This is a genomic window from Serratia sp. JSRIV002, assembly GCF_019968725.1.
GTDB classification, from domain to species: domain Bacteria; phylum Pseudomonadota; class Gammaproteobacteria; order Enterobacterales; family Enterobacteriaceae; genus Chania; species Chania fonticola_B.
In genome coordinates this window covers 3,436,978-3,459,003 of the sequence record NZ_CP074143.1, presented here as the reverse complement: position 1 = coordinate 3,459,003, position 22,026 = coordinate 3,436,978, and the positions used below count along the sequence as shown (strand labels likewise).

The following is a 22,026-nucleotide window of genomic DNA, read 5'->3' as shown; positions in this document are numbered from 1 at the left end:
GCCACCACGCTAACGGGCGAGTGGCGTAACGTCAATAATACAATGGCGCAAAAGCCTTGCGGCAAGGGTGGTGTCTGGCGTGGGGAGGATTGTAAACGATGGCGGAACTTTTTGGGTTGGAAATCTGTGGGCGTAGCATGCTACGCCCCTTCAGAGCGAGTCTATCCTCTAAGCGCGCCGTATAATGGCGCGCTTTGGTGGGTCAGAAATCGTAACGCAAACGAACAACCGTCATATCGCCCAGATTATCGGTGCTGGACGTCAGCACGTGTTCGACGTCGGCGCGGAAACCGTAGTCAAACTGGAAGGAGATCCCCAAGCCATTATCAATACGCTGGTAATCGCGGCCAGTGGTGTACTGCAGGCGGTCGCCCATAAAGTAAGGCATGATGGATTTCACCGCGTATTCGCCAACCGGGAAGCTATAACCGGCGAAGTATTCAATCCCCCAGGCATCCCCTGCGAAGTAGTTGTTAACATCCTTCTTCTTGGTAGTCAGGTAGTTGTCATACCAGCCGCCACCGAAGCTGAGCGTCCAGTTATCCGGCTTCCAGCTCAATGCGGTACCGATGATGTTCTGATTATAGTCTTTGTTGTCGTTATTATTGGGGTTGCGCATCTCGGCGCTGGTGTAGTTCCAGGCGGTGCCCCAGGTGAGGTCTTTGGTCAAGTGATAATCCACACCCAGCGAACCGCCGCCCTTGCGCTTGTAGCGCAGGCCGTTACCTGGCAAGTATTCATCGTCGTTGAATAGGTAAGCGGCATAAAGGTCAGCGTCGCCAAAGGTATTTTTATATTTCAGCATGCTGCGTGAACGATAGGAACCGTCATAATCGCCGTTAATGCCGTTGCCCGGCGCTTGGGCAAGCATGTCGTAATCCCAGATGTCGGTTTTGGCCCCGACCACGTCGTAATAAACGCTGTTTTGCTTACCGTAGGTCAATTGGCCCCAGGTTTTGCTTTTTAAACCGGTATACAGCATGCGCCGCGAGGTGTTGTTGGCACCCTCGGCGTAGTGATTGTCCCAACTGAACAGCGCCGGGATGTTGACGCCTAACTCGTAATAGTTGATCCAACTGATGTCGTCGAACAGATAGTAATCGGTGGCGAAGCGAAAACGTGTGCCGCCGTCAAAACCGTTGCGTTTATAAGAGCCTTTATCGCCATCGCCAGTCATCATATTGAACTGAGGACGAATACTGCCGCCAACGGTAAAGGTGAGGCGACTAAGGGGATCGCCCGCTTGCGGGTCCTGCTTTAATAGGGTGATTTCAGCATGTGCTGCGAATGCGCTACAACCCGCTATCAGCCCTGCGGTAACCGCCTGGCTTAATCTACGTAATTTCATTGAACGTCCCTTCTTACGTGCTGCTCAAGATACGAAAACCCATCCATCGGCCAACACAGCCTGGGGCTTTCTGGTTTGCTCACTTTCCGGAAACAAAAAGTGAAATTCCGAAACGGTTTCTATGTAAATAGTTCGTCAGCTAATCATTTTTCGGGATTATGGAAACATGCCGAAAAAATTGCAATTAAAACAATGGAAACCGTAACTTATTGCGATTATCAGTAATGTGTAATGTTAAGCAGTGGGAATACGAAGGATGTCGCCAGCCAGGCTGAAAGGGGCGTTTGCAAGGGGTAGCGCTGCATTTCAGCGTTTTTCCCTTGAGGTTTCTGATGAGTTTGAAACATACCGAGTTTTGTCGTGCTGACTGATTTGTCCCGCCAATACCAGCGATTGGCCGGAAGATGCGGTTGTCACTTTAATTGATGTCGCGCATCAAGTAGAATGCCGGACAACGAGAACCCGTACCAAGAGAAGTATTACTCGAAGCAATGACCCTTCTGGCGTTAGGTATTAATCACAAAACCGCTCCGGTTTCTCTGCGAGAACGGGTGACCTTCTCCCCAGAGTCGATCGACAAGGCGCTGAATAGCTTGCTGCAACAGCCATTGGTGCAGGGCGGCGTTGTGCTGTCTACCTGTAACCGCACCGAGCTGTACCTCAGCGTGGAGCAGCAGGATCATCTGCATGAACAACTGGTAGCCTGGTTATGTGATTATCACCATCTGCGTGCGGAAGACGTGCGCAAAAGCCTGTATTGGCATCACGGCGACGAGGCCGTCAGCCACCTGATGCGCGTTGCCAGCGGGTTAGACTCTTTGGTACTGGGTGAACCCCAGATCCTCGGGCAGGTAAAGAAAGCTTTTGCCGAATCCCAGCGTGGTCAGTCACTTTCCGGTGAGCTGGAGCGCCTGTTTCAGAAATCCTTCTCCGTTGCCAAGCGTGTACGCACTGAAACCGAAATCGGTGCCAGCGCGGTATCCGTTGCCTTTGCCGCCTGTGCGTTGGCGCGTCAAATCTTCGAATCTCTTGCCGAACTGAATGTGCTGTTGGTCGGCGCGGGGGAAACGATCGAGCTGGTTGCCCGCCATCTGCGTGAGCATAAAGTGCAGCATATGATCATCGCTAACCGCACCCGTGAACGCGCCCAGGTCTTGGCGCAAGAGGTGGGGGCAGAGGTGATCTCATTGCCGGAGATTGACGCACGTCTGGCAGATGCCGATATCATTATCAGCTCCACCGCCAGCCCGTTGCCCATCATCGGCAAGGGCATGGTCGAGCGGGCCCTGAAGGCACGCCGCAACCAGCCGATGTTGCTGGTGGATATTGCCGTTCCGCGCGATATAGAGCCGGAAGTGGGCAAACTGGCGAACGCCTATCTCTACACCGTGGATGACCTGCAGGCCATTATTCAGAGCAATATGGCACAACGGCAGGCGGCGGCCGTACAGGCCGAGACCATTGTGCAGCAGGAAAGCAGCAATTTCATGACCTGGCTGCGCTCACAGGGCGCGACAGATACCATCAGAGACTACCGTTCGCAGGCCGATCAAATCCGTGCGGAAATGGAGTCAAAAGCGCTGGCAGCGATTGCTCAAGGCGCTAACGTGGAGCAGGTGATCCATGAGCTGGCCCACAGATTAACCAATCGTCTTATTCATGCCCCTACCAAATCCCTCCAGCAGGCCGCCGGTGACGGCGACATGGAGCGGTTGCACATTTTACGCGACAGCCTCGGGCTGGATCAGCATTAGTTCTCTTTTATTAACAGGGTTTAAAACCACGCATGAAGCCTTCTATTGTTGCCAAACTGGAAGCGTTACAAGAGCGCCATGAAGAAGTTCAGGCGCTGCTCGGCGATGCCAGTGTCATTGCCGATCAGGATCGGTTCCGTGGCCTGTCGCGCGAATATGCGCAGTTGACCGACGTCAGCCGTTGTTTTCTGGAATGGCGTCAGGTGCAGGACGATCTCGCCACGGCAGAAATGATGCTGGACGATCCGGAAATGCGTGAAATGGCGCAGGAAGAGCTGAAACAGGCCAAAGCGGCGACGGAAGAACTGGAACAACAGCTGCAGGTGTTACTGCTGCCCAAGGATCCGGACGATGAGCGCGACTGCTTCCTCGAAGTGCGCGCCGGAACCGGTGGCGACGAAGCGGCCATCTTTGCTGGCGATCTGTTCCGTATGTATAGCCGTTACGCTGAAACTCGCCGCTGGCGAGTTGAGATCATGAGCGAAAACGTGGGCGAGCACGGCGGTTACAAAGAGGTCATCGCCAAAGTGTCTGGCGACGGCGTTTACGGTCAACTGAAGTTTGAATCTGGCGGTCACCGCGTTCAACGCGTGCCGGAAACCGAATCTCAGGGTCGTATTCATACCTCTGCCTGCACGGTGGCGGTGATGCCAGCGGTGCCAGAGGCGGAGCTGCCAGAAATCAATGCGGGCGATCTGAAAATCGATACCTTCCGTTCTTCCGGGGCCGGTGGTCAGCACGTTAACACCACCGATTCGGCGATCCGTATTACCCACTTGCCAACCGGCATTGTGGTTGAATGCCAGGACGAACGTTCACAGCACAAGAACAAAGCCAAGGCGATGTCGGTGCTTGGGGCACGTATCCGCGCGGCAGAGATGGCGAAACGCCAGTTGGCAGAGGCTTCTACCCGCCGCAACCTGCTGGGCACCGGCGATCGTTCCGATCGTAACCGTACCTATAACTTCCCGCAGGGGCGTGTGACCGACCACCGCATCAACCTGACGCTGTATCGTCTGGATGAGGTGATGGAAGGCAAGCTGGATATGCTAATCCAGCCGATCGTGCAGGAATACCAGGCCGATCAGTTGGCTGCACTCTCTGCCGAGCCTGAGTAATGGATTATCAAACCTGGCTGAAAACCGCGACCTTACGCCTGACGCATAGTGATAGCGCCAAACGTGATGCGGAGATCCTGTTGGGTTTCGTAACCGGTCGGGCCAGAACCTACCTGTTGGCATTTGGCGAAACTCTGCTGACGGCAGAGCAGGCTGAGAAGCTAACGGTGCTGCTGGCTCGCCGTGAACGCGGGGAACCGGTGGCGTATCTGGTTGGCGAGCGTGAGTTCTGGTCGCTTCCGCTCTCGGTTTCGCCCGCTACGCTAATCCCGCGCCCGGATACCGAATGTTTGGTGGAGTTGGCTCTGGAGCGCCTGCCCGCAACGCCGTGTGCCATTCTGGATCTTGGTACCGGTACCGGCGCGATTGCCCTGGCGTTAGCCAGCGAACGGCCAGACTGCCAGCTTACCGGCATCGATCTGCAACCGGAAGCCGTGGCGCTGGCGCAGCATAACGCGCAAAAACTGGCGATTAACAATGCGCGCTTTTTGCAAGGGAGCTGGTTTACGCCGGTGGCCGGGCAAAAGTTTGCGCTGATCGCCAGTAACCCCCCCTATATTGATGAAGCCGATCCTCACCTTGCGCAGGGCGATGTCCGCTTTGAACCTGGCAGTGCGCTAGTGGCCGCCGAGCAGGGTCTGGCCGATCTGGCGGCGATCGTGCAGCAGGCCGCAGATTATTTAGAGCCGCAGGGTTGGCTGTTGCTTGAGCACGGTTGGCAACAGGGTGAAAATGTACGTACGCTGTTGAATGCTGCGGGATTTATCGCGGTGGCAACGCATCGCGACTATGGCGGCAACGATCGCGTGACTCTGGGCCAAAAACCACTATAAGAAACCAAGGGAACCACTATGGCCGCTTACATGGCGCTAAAACATCTGCATTTATTAACGGTAGCCATCAGCATTACGTTGTTTGTACTGCGTTTCTTCTGGAAGTGGCGTGCATCGCCGATGAGCAACAAGCGCTGGGTAAAGATCACGCCGCATATCAATGATACGGTGCTGTTTGCCACCGGTATTGCCCTGGTGGTGATGTTCAAACTTTACCCACTGCTTGGCATGGACTCGTGGCTGACCGAGAAGTTGTTTGGCGTTATTATCTATATCCTGTTGGGCTATGTCGCCTTGGGCAAGAAGACGCAAAGCTGGAATATCCGCACCTTGGCATTCGTTCTGGCACTGGGCTGTCTGTATCTGATCGTTAAACTTGCCACGACCAAAATACCGTTCTTGATGGGATACCTATGAGCAGCATTGCCGATTTTGAATTTAACACTTCCTCACTCAGTGAGGGGGTGATCCTGGTATCAAAGATCATTCGGCGGGACTTTCCGGTGGCGGAAGTTGAGCGCAAGTTACAACAGTTGAGTGAAGAAGCGCGCGCAATCATCCCGGACGATCTCAACCAGGATCAGCAGTTGGAAGCGCTTATCGAGTTATTCTTTAAAACCTGGGGATTCGGCGGTGCCAGCGGTGTTTATCGGCTCTCTGACGCTATCTGGCTGGATAAGGTGTTGGAAGCCCGCCAAGGTACGCCAGTCTCTCTGGGAACCATTTTCCTGCATATTGCCCACCAGTTGGATCTGCCGCTGATGCCGGTGATTTTCCCCACTCAGTTGATCATGCGTGCTGACTGGCTGGATGAGGAGATGTGGCTGGTCAACCCGCTGAACGGGGAAACGCTTAACGAACATCAGTTGCAGGTTTGGCTCAAGGGTAATCTGGGGCTGGGGGCTGAACTGGAAGATGACGATCTGGACGAATCGGAAAACATTCTGGTGGTGCGTAAGATGCTCGATACGCTGAAAGCCGCGCTGATGGATGAAAAGCAGATGGAAATTGCGTTGCGAGCCAGCGAGGCTGTGCTGAGTTTTGACCCGGACGACCCTTACGAGATCCGCGACCGTGGTTTGATTTATGCCCAGCTGGAATGCAACCATATCGCCATTTCCGATCTTAACTATTTTGTCGAGCAGTGTCCTGAAGACCCGGTGAGTGAAGTGATAAAAATTCAAATCCACTCCATCGAACTCAAGCAGGTCACGCTGCATTAATTCACTGATTCCGATTTATTAATCAATAAGGTGCAAGCATGGAACAGAAAGTAGTCAGCATTGGCGACATCAAGGTAGCGAACGATCTGCCGTTTGTACTGTTCGGCGGTATGAACGTACTGGAATCACGCGATTTGGCGATGCGCATCTGCGAACATTATGTCACCGTGACGCAAAAACTGGGCATCCCTTACGTTTTCAAAGCCTCTTTTGATAAAGCCAACCGTTCATCTATCCATTCTTACCGTGGCCCAGGCCTGGAAGAAGGGATGAAGATTTTCCAGGAAATCAAAAGCACCTTCGGCGTGAAAATTATCACCGATGTGCACGAAGCCGCACAGGCGCAGCCAGTTTCTGAAGTGGTTGATGTGATCCAGCTGCCCGCCTTCCTGGCACGCCAGACCGACCTGGTTGAAGCCATGGCGAAAACCGGCGCGGTGATCAACGTCAAGAAACCGCAGTTCGTCAGCCCGGGCCAGATGGGCAATATCGTCGATAAATTCAAAGAAGGCGGCAACGATCAGGTTATCCTGTGCGATCGCGGCAGCAACTTTGGTTATGACAACCTGGTGGTCGACATGTTGGGTATCAACGTGATGAAGAACGTGACCGGTGGCCATCCGGTGATCTTCGACGTGACCCACGCCCTGCAAACCCGCGATCCGTTTGGTGCGGCCTCAGGCGGCCGCCGTGCGCAGGTTGCCGAGCTGGCTCGTGCCGGTATGGCGGTAGGTTTGGCTGGCCTGTTTATCGAGGCGCACCCAGATCCAAGCAATGCCAAATGCGATGGTCCTTCGGCGCTGCCGTTGGATAAGCTGGAACCGTTCCTGGTACAGATGAAAGCCATCGACGATCTGGTGAAAAGCTTTGCTGAGCTGGATACCAGCAACTAACGACTGCTGACAAATCGCTCAGTGGGGGCGCGCATGCTGCGCCCGCCAATCTGAAGGCCCGACATTAAGCTGTCGGGCCTTTTGCTTTAGTGGGCGTTCAGCGCGGTGAGCGCTTCTGGCAGGGTGGGGTAGAAATGCAGCTTGCCATCGATTGGCTTCATGCGAGCACGAGCCAGGGTTTTTAGCGGCTGGAATGGAATATCGGTGATCACCAGCTGTTTTTCGGCGGGCAGGGCGTCGATATAACGTTGCAACGCGTTGAGCCCCCCGGCATCCAGCACCGGCACGGCATCCCATTGCAGTACGATGGTGTGATAGTTTTCACCGCGTACCAGCAGATCGTTGAACACGCGTTCGGCAGCGGCGAAGAACAGCGGACCGTTGACGCGCAGCACCAGCCGGCCATCTTCGGCGCTCAACTCGCTTAGGCGGGTCATGCGTGCGATTCGGCGCATAAACAGCAGTGAGGCCAGTACGATGCCAACGGTAATGGCAATCACCATATCAAACAGTACCGTTAGCGACATACACAGCAGCATCACCAAAATGTCGTCTTTCGGCGCCCGGCGCAGCAGATAAACCACTTTATGCGCCTCGCTCATGTTCCAGGCAACCAATAGCAACAGCGAAGCCATCGCCGCCAGCGGTAAGTAGGACAGCCACGGTGCCAGCATCAGCAAGGACAGCAGCACCATTAACGAGTGGATGATTGCCGAAACCGGTGAGGTTGCCCCTGCACGCACGTTGGCTGCCGAGCGGGCAATGGCGGCGGTTGCGGTGATCCCCCCGAAGAACGGGGCGATGATGTTACCCGCGCCCTGGCCAATCAGTTCGGCGTTGGAGTGGTGCTTTTTGCCCGTCATGCCATCCAACACTACCGCGCAAAGCAGCGATTCGATCGCCCCAAGCATCGCCATGGAAAAGGCTGCCGGTAATAGAGCGGAAAGCAGCTGCCAGCTTAGTTCCGTCGGTTTACCATCGCCAGCAGGCAGATGCCAGGGCAATAACCACTGCGGCAGGATCGGCGGGATACCTTGGCCTTGGCTGCCGTCGGCCAGTTCGAAACTGAAACGAGAGCCAATGGTCGCAACCTGATGATCGAACTGAGCCAGGATCGCCATCACCGCGGTGCCAGCCAACAAGGCGGGCAGGTGGCCGGGAATACGCAGCCCCAGCTTTGGCCAGAGCAGCAGGACTACCAGAGTGACCACGCCAATCAGCGTATCGCCATAGTCCAAGGTGGGTAAAGCATGCAACAGCGCATTTACCTTACCGATGTAGTTTTCCGGTACTTCCGCCAGCTGTAAGCCAAAGAAATCCTTCACCTGCATGGTGGCGATGGTAATGGCAATCCCGGAGGTAAAACCAAGCGTGACCGAAAGTGGAATGTACTCGATCAGGCGACCAAGCCGCGCTAACCCCATAATCAGCAGGAATACGCCGGACAGCATGGTGGCAATCAATAAGCCAGAGAGCCCAAACTGCTGTGAAACGGGGAACAGGATCACCACAAACGCCGCGGTGGGGCCGGAAACGCTGTAGCGCGAACCGCCGCTGACGGCGATCACGATGCCAGCAATGGCGGCGGTATACAGCCCATACTGTGGGGGAACGCCGCTGGCAATGGCTAGCGCCATCGCCAGCGGTATGGCAATGATGCCGACGGTAACCCCGGCAATGGCATCTTTCAGTAGACGTTGAAGGGAATAGGGCTCGCGCCAGCAGGCATCTATCAGGGCGCTGAAAGGGCGGATACCGTTGATTTCGTGCGTTTTCATCAAAGTTGCAAACCAAGTCTATAAAAGAGAACGGAATGGCGGGCCATGGAGGTCCGTCTCGGAATAGCTGGTAGATACCATACCCCTTTCTGCCCGGCGATACCTAGATTTGTATCAAAGCATCTGGATTGTGATTAATTTATATTTGTTCAGCGAACTATGTGCGCCAAGCGCCAGCCTGTGCAGATCGTCCGCTGCGGATGGGGGAAAAGCGCAGCTTTTATCGCTTAGTGTACTGCGGGTAAGGATAAGCCGAGAAACAGAGCAAGAGTGCTGACCAACAGATGATGGTCTTCGAGCTGCGGAGAGCCAGAAAGCGAGATGGAACCGACGCAACCCACATTGAGCAGGTTGATAGGGAATGCGCCGCCGTGGGCGGCATAGTCACGTACGCTAAGGCCATATCTTTCCTCCAGCGTAACCTGCCGCTGTTGCAGGCGTAAGCCCACGGCATAAGAGCTTTTATGAAAATGGTTGACCACGTTGCGCTTGCGCCGCACCCAGTCGGCAATGTCTGGCGTTGCCCCTGGCATGGCGTAATAAAACAGCGTTTGTCCGTTCAGCTGAATTTCGATAGCGATGGGTAATTGGCGCTGTTCTGCGGCATTTTTTAGCGCTACACCCAGCTCCCACGCGGTGGCATGGTCGAAATGGTGGAAGGTAAGGTCCGTTTCTTGGGTCACCAGCGCTTGCAATTCATCATCGATATTCATCAGATTTTCCCCGTGGTGTGATGGATAACAGACTATCCTGAATTGAGGATAGGACATAGATTGCCTGGCAATAACATATACCCGCCTAGTCATTGTGATTTTTAGTATGATGAGCGCTGTCGGAAGCGGTATTACAGGGGGCCGTTGTCAAAAATAACCCGAAAAACTACATTGCCGCATCCTGGAGTATGCCGAATAGTTATGACATATATTGCGTCGATCTCGTCTTTTTACAGTGACGCGTGCATCACCTATGCCACGCTGTCGGTCGCCTACTTTGCGCTTAGCAAAAATGCCCCTTTTTCCTTCCAGTCCGCCGTGTGGAAACGGGTGTTATTTGGTGTGCTGGCAGGGCTGGCGGTGTTGTATCTGAATCAGTCTCGGCTGTTGCTCACCGGTAATATTTATTACAGCTTTGCCATGATCCCGATGATTTTGGTGCTGTTTTTCGGAGGTGCAGTCAGTGGGATAGTGTGCTATCTGGTAAACTTTGGCTTTAACGGCGGCTTCACGCTGGATAATCTGTTTATCGGTTCGATCATCTTGCCGCTGTTGCTATCGGGGGTCTGGCGGAAAAAATCGAACCGGGTGTTTTACCTTACCATCGGTATCATTGCGCTTTACCGTATTGCCGTGGTCGGCTTGTTCGTCAACTTCCGTGAACTGTGGCTGGATATTCTGTTGTATCAGGCTGCATCGGCGCTTTGCCTGGCGATTTGCTACCACGCCCTGAGCTTTAAAGAGCGCCATATCAACGCCTTTTTCTCCATGCGCAACAAGGCGACGACCGACAGTCTGACCCACATCAACAACCGTGCCAGTGTGGACTACAAAATGATGCTGCAGCATGCTCAACGAGAGTCTTGTGGCCTGATGTTGCTGGATTTGGATAATTTCAAACAGGTCAATGACACCTATGGCCATTTGGCCGGTGACGGTGTGTTAGCCAGCGTAGGGGCCATTTTGCAAGAGTGCGTTCGCGATGAAGACTTTGTCGGGCGCTACGGTGGCGAGGAGTTTATGGTCATCACTTCCAGCTATGAACCGCAGCAGATTGCTGCCGTGGCGGAACGTATTCGCAGCAGGGTGGAAGGATTTGATTTTATTACCGATAACGGGTATCCGATCCGCATGACCATCTCCATCGGGACCTCGCTCTATCTGGCCGGTATGTCGGTGGAGAAAGCGATAGAAATGACGGATGAAGCGCTGTATGACGCTAAACGCGAGGGTAAAAACCGCGTGGTCAGCAGCCGGTTGATGTTGTTATCCCAGTTGGGGAGGAAGTTTAGCCCTATGGCGGCTAAGAAGTCTTAGCCTGGCCCAGGAGTTAACCGTGCTTTTTTTAACGTCTTTACTTTTTCCCTTCCAGCGTTGTTGCGTCGGTTTTAGCTTCGACAGCAACATTGTTTTCGGCATAATCTAACTCTTTAGATAAAAAGTAATTAAGGAATGTACGTATCACGGCAATGATGACCAGTTTAATCAACTCCTCCATGCTAGGGTTGATTGTCGTTGCCAAGATATCAGCCGCTAATTGAAACTCTAACGCCAAAGCAAGCCAGGTTCCAAAGCGCGCCCTGATTAAATAGAGTATAGACTGACTTTTAACTTTGGTTATTGTGGTATAAAGTGCCTTTACCAACCCGACAAAAACGCAAATAACGGATAGAAACTCTAAAAAAACCTGTAGCATTAGAGAGAAATAGATAATTATTTCTTTGATACTTTCCAATTAGATAGCTCCATTTTCCATGTTTATCAGCCTCTCACCAACAAACCGTGTTTAGTGAATGGCTTGGAATAGGGCGTTTTAGCTCAGGCCCGTAAAGGATTTTACTTTTCGCTATGCTTGTTGTTTAAGTGGAGTGAAAAACACCTGTTGAAATAAGCCTTGAGGTGTTCTTCCATCGCGTGAACTTTTTCGTCAATGCGCTGGCAAAGGAATTCGTCGCTATTCATTGCCTCGACTCGTTGTAACGCTATTAAGTCAATTTCTTGTTTTTGTTCTTCAGTCAATTCGCCGCCAGTGTGCTGATTAGTCATGATGATACCTGTATCCTGAGTAAAGTAACTAAATTATAACGCTATGGGTATTGTAGCAAATACTTTCTAACTTTTGTTTAAACGGAGTGTGGCGATAAATTGTCCGTTTTTATCGTTGTGACGTTTACCACTACCTTGAAGCCGCGCCACTCAGACTGGCCTTTTACCAAAAGAAAGGGGACATGCAAAAAAGTCTGAGCGTGAATTCAGACTTTTTCTTTAGAATATGGCGGTGAGGTCGGGCTTGATTCGCAAGCTCACCCTGCGGGCGGCCTGTCGGCCGTCCAAAATGTCTCTGCGATGCGAGCCATTTTGTCGAACCCTGTCGAGGTTTCTCACCCCTCTCTGATTGGGGTACATGCAATAAAAAAGCCTGAACGTTAGTCCAGGCTTTCTCATTTAATATGGCGGTGAGAGAGGGCTTGATTCGCAAGCTCACCCTGCGGGCGGCCCGTCGGCCGTCCAAAATGTCTCTGCGCTGCGAGCCATTTTGTCGAACCCTGTCGAGGCTTCTCACCCCTCTCTGACTGGGGTACATGCAAAAAAAAGTCTGAACGTTAGTTCAGACTTTCTCTTGTAATATGGCGGTGAGAGAGGGGTTCGAACCCTCGATACACTTTCGCGTATACACACTTTCCAGGCGTGCTCCTTCAGCCACTCAGACACCTCACCGTACGTTGCGCTTGCTCAGTGCAACGGGGCGCTACTATAGGGAGAGTCGGCTAACCGGTCAAGAATATTTTTACGGTTTTAGCTCAGGTGGTTAAGCCGTGGTCGCTTTGCCGTAAATCAAGGCCGGAAAACCGGTTTTACTAGCCCATCGACATCCACACCCATCGCAGCCGCCGGTTTTGCGTTCGGGATCCTCAAGTCGGTGTGCAAACGGTATATCGATGCCAAGTATCTGCAGGTTGCCGAAATAGCACTGCAAGGAAACAAATCAACACCGATGGCGAACTGATGCAGGCCTCGTTCGGAACCGCGATGGGCAAAAACCTTGGCTATTATCGCCAGGTCCCGTTGACTTCGATACCTGGTGGTCAGGCAACGGGCTGCTGCCGCGGCCCGTAAGAGAGAGGTTGCTGAGATAACCTCTCTTCCCCCAACAGCGCAGGGGCTATCATCTCCCTTTCCCTGTGGGTGAGGGCATCAAACCAATAAAGACCGTCTTTTTGCGTGGGCCGGTCATCAAAGACTCCAGCTCTTTGACACAGGCCAGGTAGTGCGGGGTCGTTTTATGGAAAGCCACGGCCTGCTCATCGGCGTAAGCCTCGTAAATATAAAAGCGCGTAGGGATGTCAGGGTCCTGTAACACATCGAAGCGTAGGTTGCCCTTTTCCTGGATCGCGCCCAGATGGTTTTGCCGAAACACCTCGATAAACCGTTCAACCTTGTCGTCATGAACGTTAATTTCGACCAGGGTAACGTGCATAATCAGCCTCCTTGAATGGGCGGGCCTGGAAACCGGCCCGCATTTCAGCCGTATCAGCCTTTTTCGCTGAGGAAGAGTTCGTAGGCGTGTTCTACCGTTTCGTTCTGATGAACGATGGCGTGCACCGCCTTGATCATGGCAACCGGGCTTGCTGACTGGAAAATATTCCGCCCCATATCGACCCCGGACGCCCCTTGATCGATGGCCTGGAAGCACATCTCCAGCGCCTCGCGCTCTGGCAGTTTTTTCCCACCGGCGATGACGATAGGGACTGGACAGCCAGCCACAATGCGTTCGAACCCTTTATCCACGTAGTAAGTCTTGATGATTTGCGCCCCCATCTCGGCGGCAATACGCGTGGCCAGTGAGAAATAGCGCTGATCGCGCGCCATATCTTTCCCTACGCCGGTCACCGCCATGGTGGGCATGCCGACTTTAAGACCTGCATCGACCAGCTGGATGATGTTTTTAATCGACTGGTGTTCATGTTCCGTACCGATGTAAACCTGCGCGGCGACGGCACAGCTATTAAGACGGACCGCGTCGTCCATGGCGACAGCCACCGCCTCATTGCTCAATTCGGTCAGAATGGAGTTTGCTCCTGAAGCGCGCAGGACGATGGGTTTGTTAGTGGCAGGCGGGATCACGCTACGCAGAATACCCCTGGTACACATCAACACGTCTGCATGCTGAAACAGCGGTGCAATATTGATATCAATCCGCTCCAGCCCGGTCGTCGGGCCTTGGAAATAGCCGTGGTCAAAGGCCAGCATCACGGTTCGGTTAGTGCGGGGGTTGAAAATGCGTGCCAGGCGGGACTGCATACCCCAATCCAGCGCACCACACCCTTTTAAACTAAACAGGGCATTTTGCTGCGGCCGGTCAATATGGAAGTCTTTACCGTCTTTGATGTCATCTAAATCAGCCATTGTCTTACTCCCTCCAAATAATCGGGGCGATAGGTTAGAAGTTGTATTTGTCGATATTGTCTTTATTGAACACCACGCGCTCAGGTAGCAGCACGATGCCATTGCCTTTTGCCTGGTAGTCATAGCCTTGAACGCTGTTTGGCGAAACCTCTACCTGGCCCACACCAGGGATGTCGAGCTTGTCGCCAACCTTCAATTCACCGTTTTTCAGCAGGGCGTTGGCCACGTAAACCGAAATTTTCCCTTGTTCGACCACATCCCACAGGCCGAACTCTTTAACCGTGCCGCGCTGAATATAAGGGCGCATGACGTTTGGGGTGCTGAACCCCACAATCGCCACGTTGTCACGCTTGAGGTTTTCTGCCGCCTGGGCCGCTGCGGGCAGGGCATTGGCATCCGGGGCGATGATGGCGTCCAGATCGCCGTAGGCTTTCAGGATCCCTTCGGCGGTTTGCAGTGACTTGGTGGCATCGTTGTAACCAAACTGGGTGGTGACCACTTCCCAGCCCGGATGGTCTTTCTCGATTTTACGTTTGGCTTCATTCACCCACTGGTTTTGGTCGGTGACCGTCGGGCTGGAATAGAAGAAGGCGACTTTGGCCTTTTCTTTCTTCACCTGATTGGCTGCCATATCGACCAACATGCCTCCGAGTTGGGCTGGCGTACCCTGATTGATGTAATAAGAGCGGCATTCGGGCTTGGTGTCTGAGTCCCAGGTCAATACCTTCACGCCACGCTGCATGGCTCGTTTTAATGCCGGGCATAGTCCTTCCGGGGAGACGGCAGAGACGATAATGGCGTTATAGCCCTGGTTAACGAAGTTATTGATCAACTGAACCTGGCCGGAAACACTGGGCTCGGTTGGGCCATCGTAGGTTACGTCAACGCCCAGCTCTTTCCCCGCCTCTAATGCTCCATTACCGCCGCTGGTGAAAAAGCCGACGCCCACCAGCTTGGGGATAAAGGCAATGCGCTCTGCTGCCTGTACGCCAATGCTTAGCGAAGCCATGCCGAGTACGCTTAAAAGCGCGATTTTTTTGATACGTTGTAGGCTCATGTTGTTCTCCGTATATCGCGTTGTCAGAAGATGTATGTCATCGTTCAAACCTGATGGATGCTGCTGCGCCGTTGGATCCACTCTCTGATTTGATGCCGATGCAGGCTGATGGAGCGGCCAACGACGACAATAATCAGCAGCGCTCCGGAAAGTGCGCTGGAGATCTGATTGGGCACGCCAGCCATTTGTAATCCTTGTTGCAGATAACCGACCAGCAAGACGGCTACGGCGGTACCGAGAATGGAACCTGAGCCGCCGTAAATATTTGCCCCGCCAAGTACTACCGCCGTGATGGCTGGCATCAGGAAAGAGGCGCCGAGGTCGGAACGAGCCGAACCAAAGTAGGAAACCAGCAGCACCGCAGCGATGGCTGAAGCAAAGCCGGTCATTGCATAGAGTGCGTACAGCGTTCGGTTAACCGGGATCGCACTGTATTGCGCCACGCGCTGGCTTTGGCCAATCAGGAAGATGTTGCGCCCTGCATGTGTCCGGTGCATCAGCAGCCAGCACAGCAGCACACAGACCATAAAGAAGGTCAGCGGTACTGGTAGGCCGAACACGGTCAGGTTGGCGAAATCGGTAAAGACCATCGGGAATCCGCCGATGCCTTCATAGCCGGTGGCACCAGAGATGCCCGAAAGCAGCAGGGCGCTACCGCCAAACAGGTACATGGTGCCGAGGGTGATCACTAGAGGATTGATACCGGTGTAGATGATCAAGCCGGCGTTGATCAAACCGCACAGGGCGCCCAGGGCCAGCGTTATCGCTATTGCCAACGGCAAGGGCAGGCCCGCCTGGAACATCACTCCTAGCGCAATGGCGCACAGGCCAATGGTGGAACCAAATGAAATATCAATGCCGCCACTGACGATCACCATGGTTAACGGCAGTGCCACAATGCCAATACAGATAAAATCGCTGGTGCTGAACAGCAGGACATTAATGTCCAGCATGCGTGGATTTACGACCCCGAACGCCAGGATCTCAATCAGCAGCAGGGCGGCCAGCGCCAGTTCCCAGCCGAAACGTCGCCATTGTGCCATCATGCGATCTCCCGTTTTTTTCCCTGGGCAGGGCGTTGGGTGGTGTGAGGGGATGTGGGGGCCGAGGGTGGAGGATCGATAAACCTGGCATACTTCTGGCGGCGGATATTCTTTTGCAGGGCACAGCGCAGGCGGCCATCAAACACCAGAACCCCCAACAAAACCAGGCCAGCGATAAAGTCGTTCCACCAGGCAGGAATGCGCAACAGTACCAGCACGCTGTCGATCTGCGTCAGGAAATAGGCTCCCAAAATGGCCCCCACCACCGTGCCAGAGCCACCAAGCAGGCTGATGCCTCCCAGCACGCAGGCGGCAATAGCCTTCATTTCCAGGCCGGTGCCGGTTTGATTTGGAATAAAGCCAATCTGTGCGGCAAACACGATCCCGGCGAGCGCTGCCATTAGCCCATTCAGTGAGAAAGCGATGATGCGGATGGCCTCGGTGCGGATCCCGAGTTGACGAGCCCCCTGCAGGTTGTCACCGGTGGCATAGAAGCTGCGGCCGAATGAGGTTTTCAACAGTAGCCAGGCCATTAACGCCACCAGCAGTAAGGTTAGCCAGCCAATCGGTGAGATGCCCAGCAGCACCGGTGAAGAAAGCTGCTTGAGCGAGCTTGGCAACCCTTCGATCCATTTACCGCCGGTCCATAGCAGCATGATGCCACGATAAAGACCAAGGGTGCCCAGGGTGGCGACTATGGCAGGAATTTTAAACCAGGCGACCAGCACGCCATTAAAAAAGCCCGCCAGCAAACCGAGTAGCAGCGTGACGCCAAAGGCGACGGGCAAGCTGTACCCGGCATTGAGCGTTATCCCAAGCAGCACCGCACACATCCCGGTGATGGAACCGACGGAGACATCAATGTTACGGGTCAGCATGACCAGCGCCGCGCCGATGGCCAGCAACATCAGGATTTGCGAACTGCTGAAGATCATGGTCAGCGTCTGAAAACTGAAATAGCTGCTATCAATGCTCCCCAGTAGCGCAAACAGAGCGATGATGGCCAGCAGCGCCGTCAGCTCTCGGTTGTTTTGTATTATCTTTAGCATGAGGTCTCCCCGTTGGTATGAGGTTGATAGGAGGAGGGAGATACGACGTGTTGTTCGCCAAAGGCCATATGCATGATGGTATCCACAGTAATCTCGTTGCCACACAGAGCGCTGCTTGCCACCTCGCCCTGGTGCATGATGCAGACGCGATCGGACATCATGGCTATCTCTTCGAGATCGGATGAAATAAACAGGATAGCGACATGCTGTTGGGCAATGCTCCGAATGAGCTGATAGATATCGTTGCGTGCACCGACGTCGACGCCACGGGTCGGTTCATCAACGATCAGCAACTGTGGCGATGCTTCCAGGCATTTGGCGATCAGTATTTTTTGTTGATTACCGCCAGACAGGGTGCGGGCCGGTTGTTCTGGGTGGTTGAATTTGATATTCAGTGCCCGGCGATAACGTTCAAGCGTAGCGTTATCACGCTGTGGATGGGCCCAGAACCCGCCGTTATTATGGGTCAGGGCACAGACGTTCCAGGATAACGATGAATCCAGATACAGCCCGGAAGACTGCCGGTCTTCCGGTAAATAGATCAGCCCGCGCTGCAACCGCTGGCGGGTGCTCAGTTGCGCGATCTCTTCACCATTGAGCAGGATGCTGCCCGCACTGGCTGGGCGTAATCCATACAGCGTTTCAGCCAACTCGGTGCGCCCGGAACCGACCAGGCCAGCCAGACCCAGGATTTCCCCGGCGTGGACGTTGAGTGTCACCTGCCGGAAGCCTTCTCCAGTGAGTTCCCTCAACTGCAATACGGCTTTGCCCTGAGGGTTGGCTGGCCGATTGCCAGGCAGTTCGAGCCACAGTTTCTGGCTAGCGGAGAGATCCACATTACGGGCGGCTGGGGTGATTGCCTGAATAATCTCATCCGTGGTCAGCGAGGCGGTTTTCCCCGTCAGGGCGATTTTGCCGTCACGCATTACGCTAACGCGGTCGGCAATCTGGCGGATTTCCGGCAGCTTATGGGAAATAAAGACGATACCGACACCTTTGCCAAGCAGTTCATGCAGGCGGGCAAATAGTCTGTCCGTTTCGGCAGGCGTCAGCGACGCCGTGGGTTCATCCAGGATCAGGATCTGGGAATCACGCATTAATCCCCGCATGATCTCTACAATCTGGCGGTCAGCCACATCCAGCGACCCTGCCATACTGTTGGGCTCAAGCTTGCATCCCAACAGTTCGAGTAATTGCTGCATTTTTTCAACAGCAGCCCGCTTGGCAGGCAGACCAAACAGAATATTCTCTTTAACCGACAGGCTGGGGAACAACAGCGGTTCCTGCGGCACCAGATAGATCCCCAGTTGATGCGCTTTTACCGGGGTCAGGCTGGCACAACGCTGGCCATTGATCTCGATAGCGCCGCCGTCCGGTGGTACTACGCCAGCAATGATCTTCATCAGCGTGGACTTCCCTGCGCCATTGCCACCGAGCAGGGCATGTACCTCCCCGGCGTGCAAGGTAAAGTCGATGCCTTTCAGCACCGCAACACCGGAATAGTGCTTATTGATATTTTGTACACAGAGCAGAGGTGGGTCTGGGTATTCACCGGTTTGCATCTTGCCTCCGTTCACTCAAAGATGAGCGACTGAGTTGAATAAATATTTTTTAGAAAACTAATTGTTCATAACCTTAGTCATGGTTTGGCGATAAAACCATCACTGCGATCACGTTTTTTGAATAATTGTGTTCTGTAGAAACCGATGTTCAAATTTGGTGTATATTTGTGGCATGACTCACAGCTATTGTTGAGCGATAGCGGAACAATTGTGTTCAAGATTTAAAAATGTTCAAAGAGAAGCGGATTTATGACGATAAATGACAGTGCATTGATTACCGAACATGGCATGTGCGAGGAGGAGCAGGTTGCCCGCATCGCCTGGTTCTATTATCACGATGGGCTGACGCAAAGTGAGATCAGTACCCGGCTTGGGCTAACGCGGCTTAAAGTTTCGCGTTTGCTGGAGAAAGGGCATCAGTCTGGGATCATTCGGGTGCAGATTAACTCCCGCTTTGAAGGTTGCCTACAGTATGAAGATGCGTTGAAAAAACATTTTGACCTGAAAAACATTCGCGTATTGCCCTCTTTGGCCGATGCTGATGACAGCGCGAGGTTGGGGATCGGTGCGGCACACATGCTGATGGAATCGCTGCAGCCGCAACAGATGTTGGCGGCGGGATTTGGTGAGGCTGCCATGAGCACCTTGAAAAGGCTCAGCGGCTTCATTTCTTCGCAGCAAATTCGCCTGGTTACGCTTTCCGGTGGTGTAGGGCCTTATATGACCGGGATTGGTCAGTTGGATGCGGCCTGCAGCGTCAGCATGATCCCAGCGCCATTGCGCGCTTCCTCTGCCGATATTGCCCGTACCCTGCGGGATGAAAATAGCGTCAGGGACGTGCTGCTTGCGGCCCAGGCTGCCGATGTCGCCGTCGTTGGGATCGGTGCGGTGAGTCAAAAAGATGCCGCTACCATTTTACGCGCTGGCTATATCACCGAAGGCGAGCAACTGATGATTGGCCGCAAAGGCGCTGTTGGCGATATTCTTGGCTACTTTTTCGATGCCAGCGGCGACATTATTCCCGACATGCAAATTCATCAAGAATTGATAGGGCTGAGCTTGAGCGCGCTTGCCACCATACCTACCGTTGTCGGGGTTGCGGGGGGAGTAGCAAAAGCCGAAGCGATCGTGGCGGCATTGAAGGGCGGCTATATCAACGCGTTGGTCACCGATCAGGACACGGCGGCAGAAATGCTCAAACTTATTGGAAAGTAAAGGTTAATAGCGATGTAACAGACTGTCTCAAACACCAGCCGAGGACAAACTCATGGCTCGACTCTGTACTCCTGCCACATCAGGCCAATACCTGATGGCTCTGGATGCCGGTACCGGCAGCATCAGAGCGGTAATTTTTGATTTGCAAGGCAATCAAGTCTCAGTAGGGCAAGCCGAATGGCAACATTTGGCGGTCCCTGATGTACCGGGCTCCATGGAATTCGATCTTGCCAAAAATTGGCACCTCACCTGCCAATGCATCCATCAGGCGTTAAAGATGGCGGCCATTGCACCGGAGGCGATTGCGTCCGTAGCTGCGTGTTCAATGCGTGAAGGGATTGTGATCTATGATGCAGAAGGTCAGCCGATTTGGGCATGTGCCAACGTAGATGCACGGGCAACGCGTGAGGTCAGCGAGTTAAAAGAGATCCACAACCATACTTTTGAAGATGAGGTTTACCGTTGTTCAGGGCAGACACTGGCACTCAGCGCCATGCCCCGGCTGCTGTGGTTGGCGCATTACCGCCCTGATATCTATCGCCAGGCAGCCGCGGTTACCATGATCAGTGACTGGCTGGCTTATATGCTCAGCGGTGAACTTGCGGTCGACCCATCAAATGCCGGGACTACCGGGTTGCTTGATCTGGTCACTCGAGACTGGAGAAAAGGCCTGTTGGAAATGGCGGGCCTGCGCTCTGACATCCTTTCACCGGTAAAAGAGACGGGAACGCCGTTGGGGTCGGTGACGGCCAACGCTGCTGCACTTTCAGGCCTGCGGGCAGGCACACCGGTGATTGTCGGGGGAGGTGATGTCCAACTGGGATGCGTGGGTCTTGGCATTGTCAGACCAGCACAGACCGCCGTATTGGGCGGAACGTTCTGGCAGCAGGTGGTGAACCTTCCTGCGCCGGTTACCGATCCCAATATGAATGTGCGCATTAACCCGCATGTGATCCCGGGAATGGCTCAGGCTGAATCCATCAGCTTTTTTACCGGCCTGACCATGCGTTGGTTCCGCGATGCCTTCTGCGCCGAGGAGAAGCTGATTGGTGAACGTCTGGGCGTGGATACCTATGCCTTGCTGGAAGATATGGCCAGGCGGGTACCATCAGGTGCTCATGGCGTGATGCCCATCTTCTCCGATGTCATGCGCTTTAAGAACTGGTATCACGCCGCCCCCTCATTTATCAACCTGTCGATCGATCCGGAAAAGTGCAACAAAGCTACGTTGTTCCGCGCCCTTGAAGAGAACGCGGCCATCGTGTCGGCCTGTAATCTACAACAAATCGCCGAGTTTTCAGGTGTCAAAGCCGATTCGCTGGTGTTTGCGGGCGGTGGTTCAAAAGGCACGCTCTGGAGCCAGATCCTGGCCGATGTCACCGGGCTGACCGTACGAGTCCCGGTGGTTAAGGAAGCTACCGCGCTGGGATGTGCTATTGCGGCTGGTGTGGGGGTAGGGGTCTATTCGTCGTTGGCAGATGCGGGGGAGAGCCTGGTGCGTTGGGATAGGGAACATATCCCGAACCCAGATAACAGTGAGGTTTATCAACAGGCACGTCAAAAATGGCTGGAGGTGTATCTGGATCAACTTGGTTTGGTTGATCACGGGTTGACGACCTCAATGTGGAAGGCTCCCGGCCTTTAAAGGAGGGTATCATGATCAAGACCAATGAAATGGATCACGACTATCGCTTCGGCGACAATGGCCCCAAATACCTGATCCGTGGGCCGATGTGCGATATGGGCGTCGTGGTGTTACAGCCAGGGCAGTCATTTAGAAATCACCGTCACAAGGAGGTTTGCGAAGTCTTTTATACTGTTAGTGGAGAAGTGTGCCTGTATCTGGAAGGGGAGATGCACATGCTGCGTGAAGGGGATGTGTTGCAGTGTGATCCTGGCGAGGCGCATTTCCTGGTCAATACTGGCTCGATACCGTGGAAAGGGGTATTTGTGAAATCGCCGCATATTTTAGGGGATAGCCATCCCGCAGAGCCTGAGAGCTATTAGGGCGAAACCCTGAGCTCCCGCCTTGA

The 22,026-nt window shown here is 53.8% G+C and carries 21 protein-coding genes, 1 tRNA gene and 1 pseudogene; 11 read left to right on the top strand and 12 right to left on the bottom strand.

What is annotated here, in order from left to right; all coding sequences use genetic code 11:
• Window positions 1-202: 202 nt before the first annotated feature.
• Window positions 203-1,348, bottom strand: a complete 1,146-nt coding sequence (locus KGP26_RS16255; RefSeq protein WP_021806699.1) for a porin — start codon at window positions 1,346-1,348, stop codon at window positions 203-205.
• Window positions 1,349-1,839: 491 nt separating this feature from the next.
• Here KGP26_RS16255 and hemA point away from each other — a divergent pair, with 491 nt between their 5' ends.
• From hemA to kdsA, 6 genes are read left to right on the top strand one after another with little or no spacing between them, the layout of a single operon-like run.
• Window positions 1,840-3,102, top strand: coding sequence for a glutamyl-tRNA reductase (gene hemA, locus KGP26_RS16250; protein WP_021806698.1), 1,263 nt, complete (start codon window positions 1,840-1,842; stop codon window positions 3,100-3,102).
• A 32-nt stretch (window positions 3,103-3,134) separates the two neighbouring features.
• Window positions 3,135-4,220, top strand: coding sequence for a peptide chain release factor 1 (gene prfA / locus KGP26_RS16245; protein ID WP_021181103.1), 1,086 nt, complete (start codon window positions 3,135-3,137; stop codon window positions 4,218-4,220).
• Window positions 4,220-5,053, top strand: coding sequence for a peptide chain release factor N(5)-glutamine methyltransferase (gene prmC, locus KGP26_RS16240; RefSeq protein WP_094981377.1), 834 nt, complete (start codon window positions 4,220-4,222; stop codon window positions 5,051-5,053). Before prfA ends, prmC begins: the two co-directional genes overlap by 1 nt.
• Window positions 5,054-5,071: 18 nt before the next feature.
• Entirely contained in the window at window positions 5,072-5,470 is a 399-nt protein-coding gene (locus tag KGP26_RS16235) for a SirB2 family protein (RefSeq protein WP_021181105.1), read from the top strand.
• A complete protein-coding gene (sirB1, locus tag KGP26_RS16230; protein WP_021806696.1) occupies window positions 5,467-6,276 on the top strand; it encodes an invasion regulator SirB1 in 810 nt (269 codons plus the stop codon). The genes KGP26_RS16235 and sirB1 overlap by 4 nt, the downstream gene beginning before the upstream one ends.
• A 38-nt stretch (window positions 6,277-6,314) precedes the next feature.
• Window positions 6,315-7,169, top strand: a complete 855-nt coding sequence (kdsA, locus tag KGP26_RS16225) for a 3-deoxy-8-phosphooctulonate synthase (RefSeq protein ID WP_021181107.1) — start codon at window positions 6,315-6,317, stop codon at window positions 7,167-7,169.
• 86 nt (window positions 7,170-7,255) lie between these two features.
• On the opposite strand, the gene dauA is transcribed toward kdsA, so the two are convergent.
• Together dauA and KGP26_RS16215 are read right to left on the bottom strand one after the other, a co-directional pair.
• On the bottom strand, window positions 7,256-8,947 hold the full coding sequence (dauA, locus tag KGP26_RS16220; RefSeq protein ID WP_021806695.1) for a C4-dicarboxylic acid transporter DauA: 1,692 nt from the start codon (window positions 8,945-8,947) through the stop codon (window positions 7,256-7,258).
• 227 nt (window positions 8,948-9,174) lie between these two features.
• On the bottom strand, window positions 9,175-9,660 hold the full coding sequence (locus tag KGP26_RS16215) for a heme-degrading domain-containing protein (protein WP_115158811.1): 486 nt from the start codon (window positions 9,658-9,660) through the stop codon (window positions 9,175-9,177).
• A gap of 201 nt (window positions 9,661-9,861) precedes the next feature.
• On the opposite strand from KGP26_RS16215, the gene KGP26_RS16210 reads away from it, so the two are divergent.
• The gene (locus KGP26_RS16210) at window positions 9,862-10,977 is read left to right on the top strand and encodes a GGDEF domain-containing protein (protein ID WP_021806693.1); all 1,116 of its coding nucleotides are present in this window, start codon (window positions 9,862-9,864) and stop codon (window positions 10,975-10,977) included.
• Between the two features lie 37 nt (window positions 10,978-11,014).
• On the opposite strand, the gene KGP26_RS16205 is transcribed toward KGP26_RS16210, so the two are convergent.
• The 3 genes from KGP26_RS16205 to KGP26_RS16195 all read right to left on the bottom strand — a co-directional run bounded on the left by KGP26_RS16205 (window position 11,015) and on the right by KGP26_RS16195 (window position 12,378).
• Window positions 11,015-11,395, bottom strand: coding sequence for a DUF1622 domain-containing protein (locus KGP26_RS16205; protein ID WP_037376011.1), 381 nt, complete (start codon window positions 11,393-11,395; stop codon window positions 11,015-11,017).
• 101 nt (window positions 11,396-11,496) lie between these two features.
• Entirely contained in the window at window positions 11,497-11,706 is a 210-nt protein-coding gene (locus tag KGP26_RS16200; RefSeq protein WP_021806691.1) for a hypothetical protein, read from the bottom strand.
• A gap of 582 nt (window positions 11,707-12,288) precedes the next feature.
• Window positions 12,289-12,378 (bottom strand) — tRNA-Ser (locus tag KGP26_RS16195).
• Window positions 12,379-12,544: 166 nt separating this feature from the next.
• Here KGP26_RS16195 and KGP26_RS16190 point away from each other — a divergent pair.
• Window positions 12,545-12,777, top strand: a pseudogene (locus KGP26_RS16190) (glycoside hydrolase family 88 protein); the annotation flags it as partial.
• Window positions 12,778-12,826: 49 nt separating this feature from the next.
• Here KGP26_RS16190 and lsrG read toward each other — a convergent pair.
• From lsrG to lsrA, 6 genes are read right to left on the bottom strand one after another with little or no spacing between them, the layout of a single operon-like run.
• A complete protein-coding gene (lsrG, locus tag KGP26_RS16185; RefSeq protein ID WP_021806690.1) occupies window positions 12,827-13,138 on the bottom strand; it encodes a (4S)-4-hydroxy-5-phosphonooxypentane-2,3-dione isomerase in 312 nt (103 codons plus the stop codon).
• A 53-nt stretch (window positions 13,139-13,191) separates the two neighbouring features.
• Window positions 13,192-14,067 (bottom strand): 3-hydroxy-5-phosphonooxypentane-2,4-dione thiolase, encoded by an 876-nt coding sequence (gene lsrF, locus KGP26_RS16180; RefSeq protein WP_059201010.1) that lies wholly within the window; start codon window positions 14,065-14,067, stop codon window positions 13,192-13,194.
• 34 nt (window positions 14,068-14,101) lie between these two features.
• Entirely contained in the window at window positions 14,102-15,124 is a 1,023-nt protein-coding gene (lsrB, locus tag KGP26_RS16175; RefSeq protein ID WP_021806688.1) for an autoinducer 2 ABC transporter substrate-binding protein LsrB, read from the bottom strand.
• Window positions 15,125-15,168: 44 nt separating this feature from the next.
• Window positions 15,169-16,170 (bottom strand): autoinducer 2 ABC transporter permease LsrD, encoded by a 1,002-nt coding sequence (lsrD, locus tag KGP26_RS16170; RefSeq protein ID WP_021806687.1) that lies wholly within the window; start codon window positions 16,168-16,170, stop codon window positions 15,169-15,171.
• Window positions 16,167-17,216: an autoinducer 2 ABC transporter permease LsrC gene (gene lsrC, locus KGP26_RS16165; RefSeq protein WP_115158816.1), complete on the bottom strand. Its 1,050-nt coding sequence runs from the start codon at window positions 17,214-17,216 to the stop codon at window positions 16,167-16,169. Before lsrC ends, lsrD begins: the two co-directional genes overlap by 4 nt.
• Window positions 17,210-18,778, bottom strand: coding sequence for an autoinducer 2 ABC transporter ATP-binding protein LsrA (gene lsrA / locus KGP26_RS16160; protein WP_021806685.1), 1,569 nt, complete (start codon window positions 18,776-18,778; stop codon window positions 17,210-17,212). The genes lsrC and lsrA overlap by 7 nt, the downstream gene beginning before the upstream one ends.
• A gap of 249 nt (window positions 18,779-19,027) precedes the next feature.
• Between lsrA and lsrR the strand changes: the two genes are divergently transcribed.
• From lsrR to KGP26_RS16145, 3 genes are read left to right on the top strand one after another with little or no spacing between them, the layout of a single operon-like run.
• A complete protein-coding gene (lsrR, locus tag KGP26_RS16155; protein WP_059201007.1) occupies window positions 19,028-19,993 on the top strand; it encodes a transcriptional regulator LsrR in 966 nt (321 codons plus the stop codon).
• A 52-nt stretch (window positions 19,994-20,045) separates the two neighbouring features.
• Window positions 20,046-21,638, top strand: a complete 1,593-nt coding sequence (lsrK, locus tag KGP26_RS16150) for an autoinducer-2 kinase (protein ID WP_223664280.1) — start codon at window positions 20,046-20,048, stop codon at window positions 21,636-21,638.
• An 11-nt stretch (window positions 21,639-21,649) separates the two neighbouring features.
• Window positions 21,650-22,000 carry a cupin domain-containing protein gene (locus KGP26_RS16145; RefSeq protein WP_094981370.1) on the top strand — a complete coding sequence of 117 codons (351 nt, stop codon included), beginning with the start codon at window positions 21,650-21,652 and terminating at the stop codon, window positions 21,998-22,000.
• Window positions 22,001-22,026 lie beyond the last annotated feature (26 nt).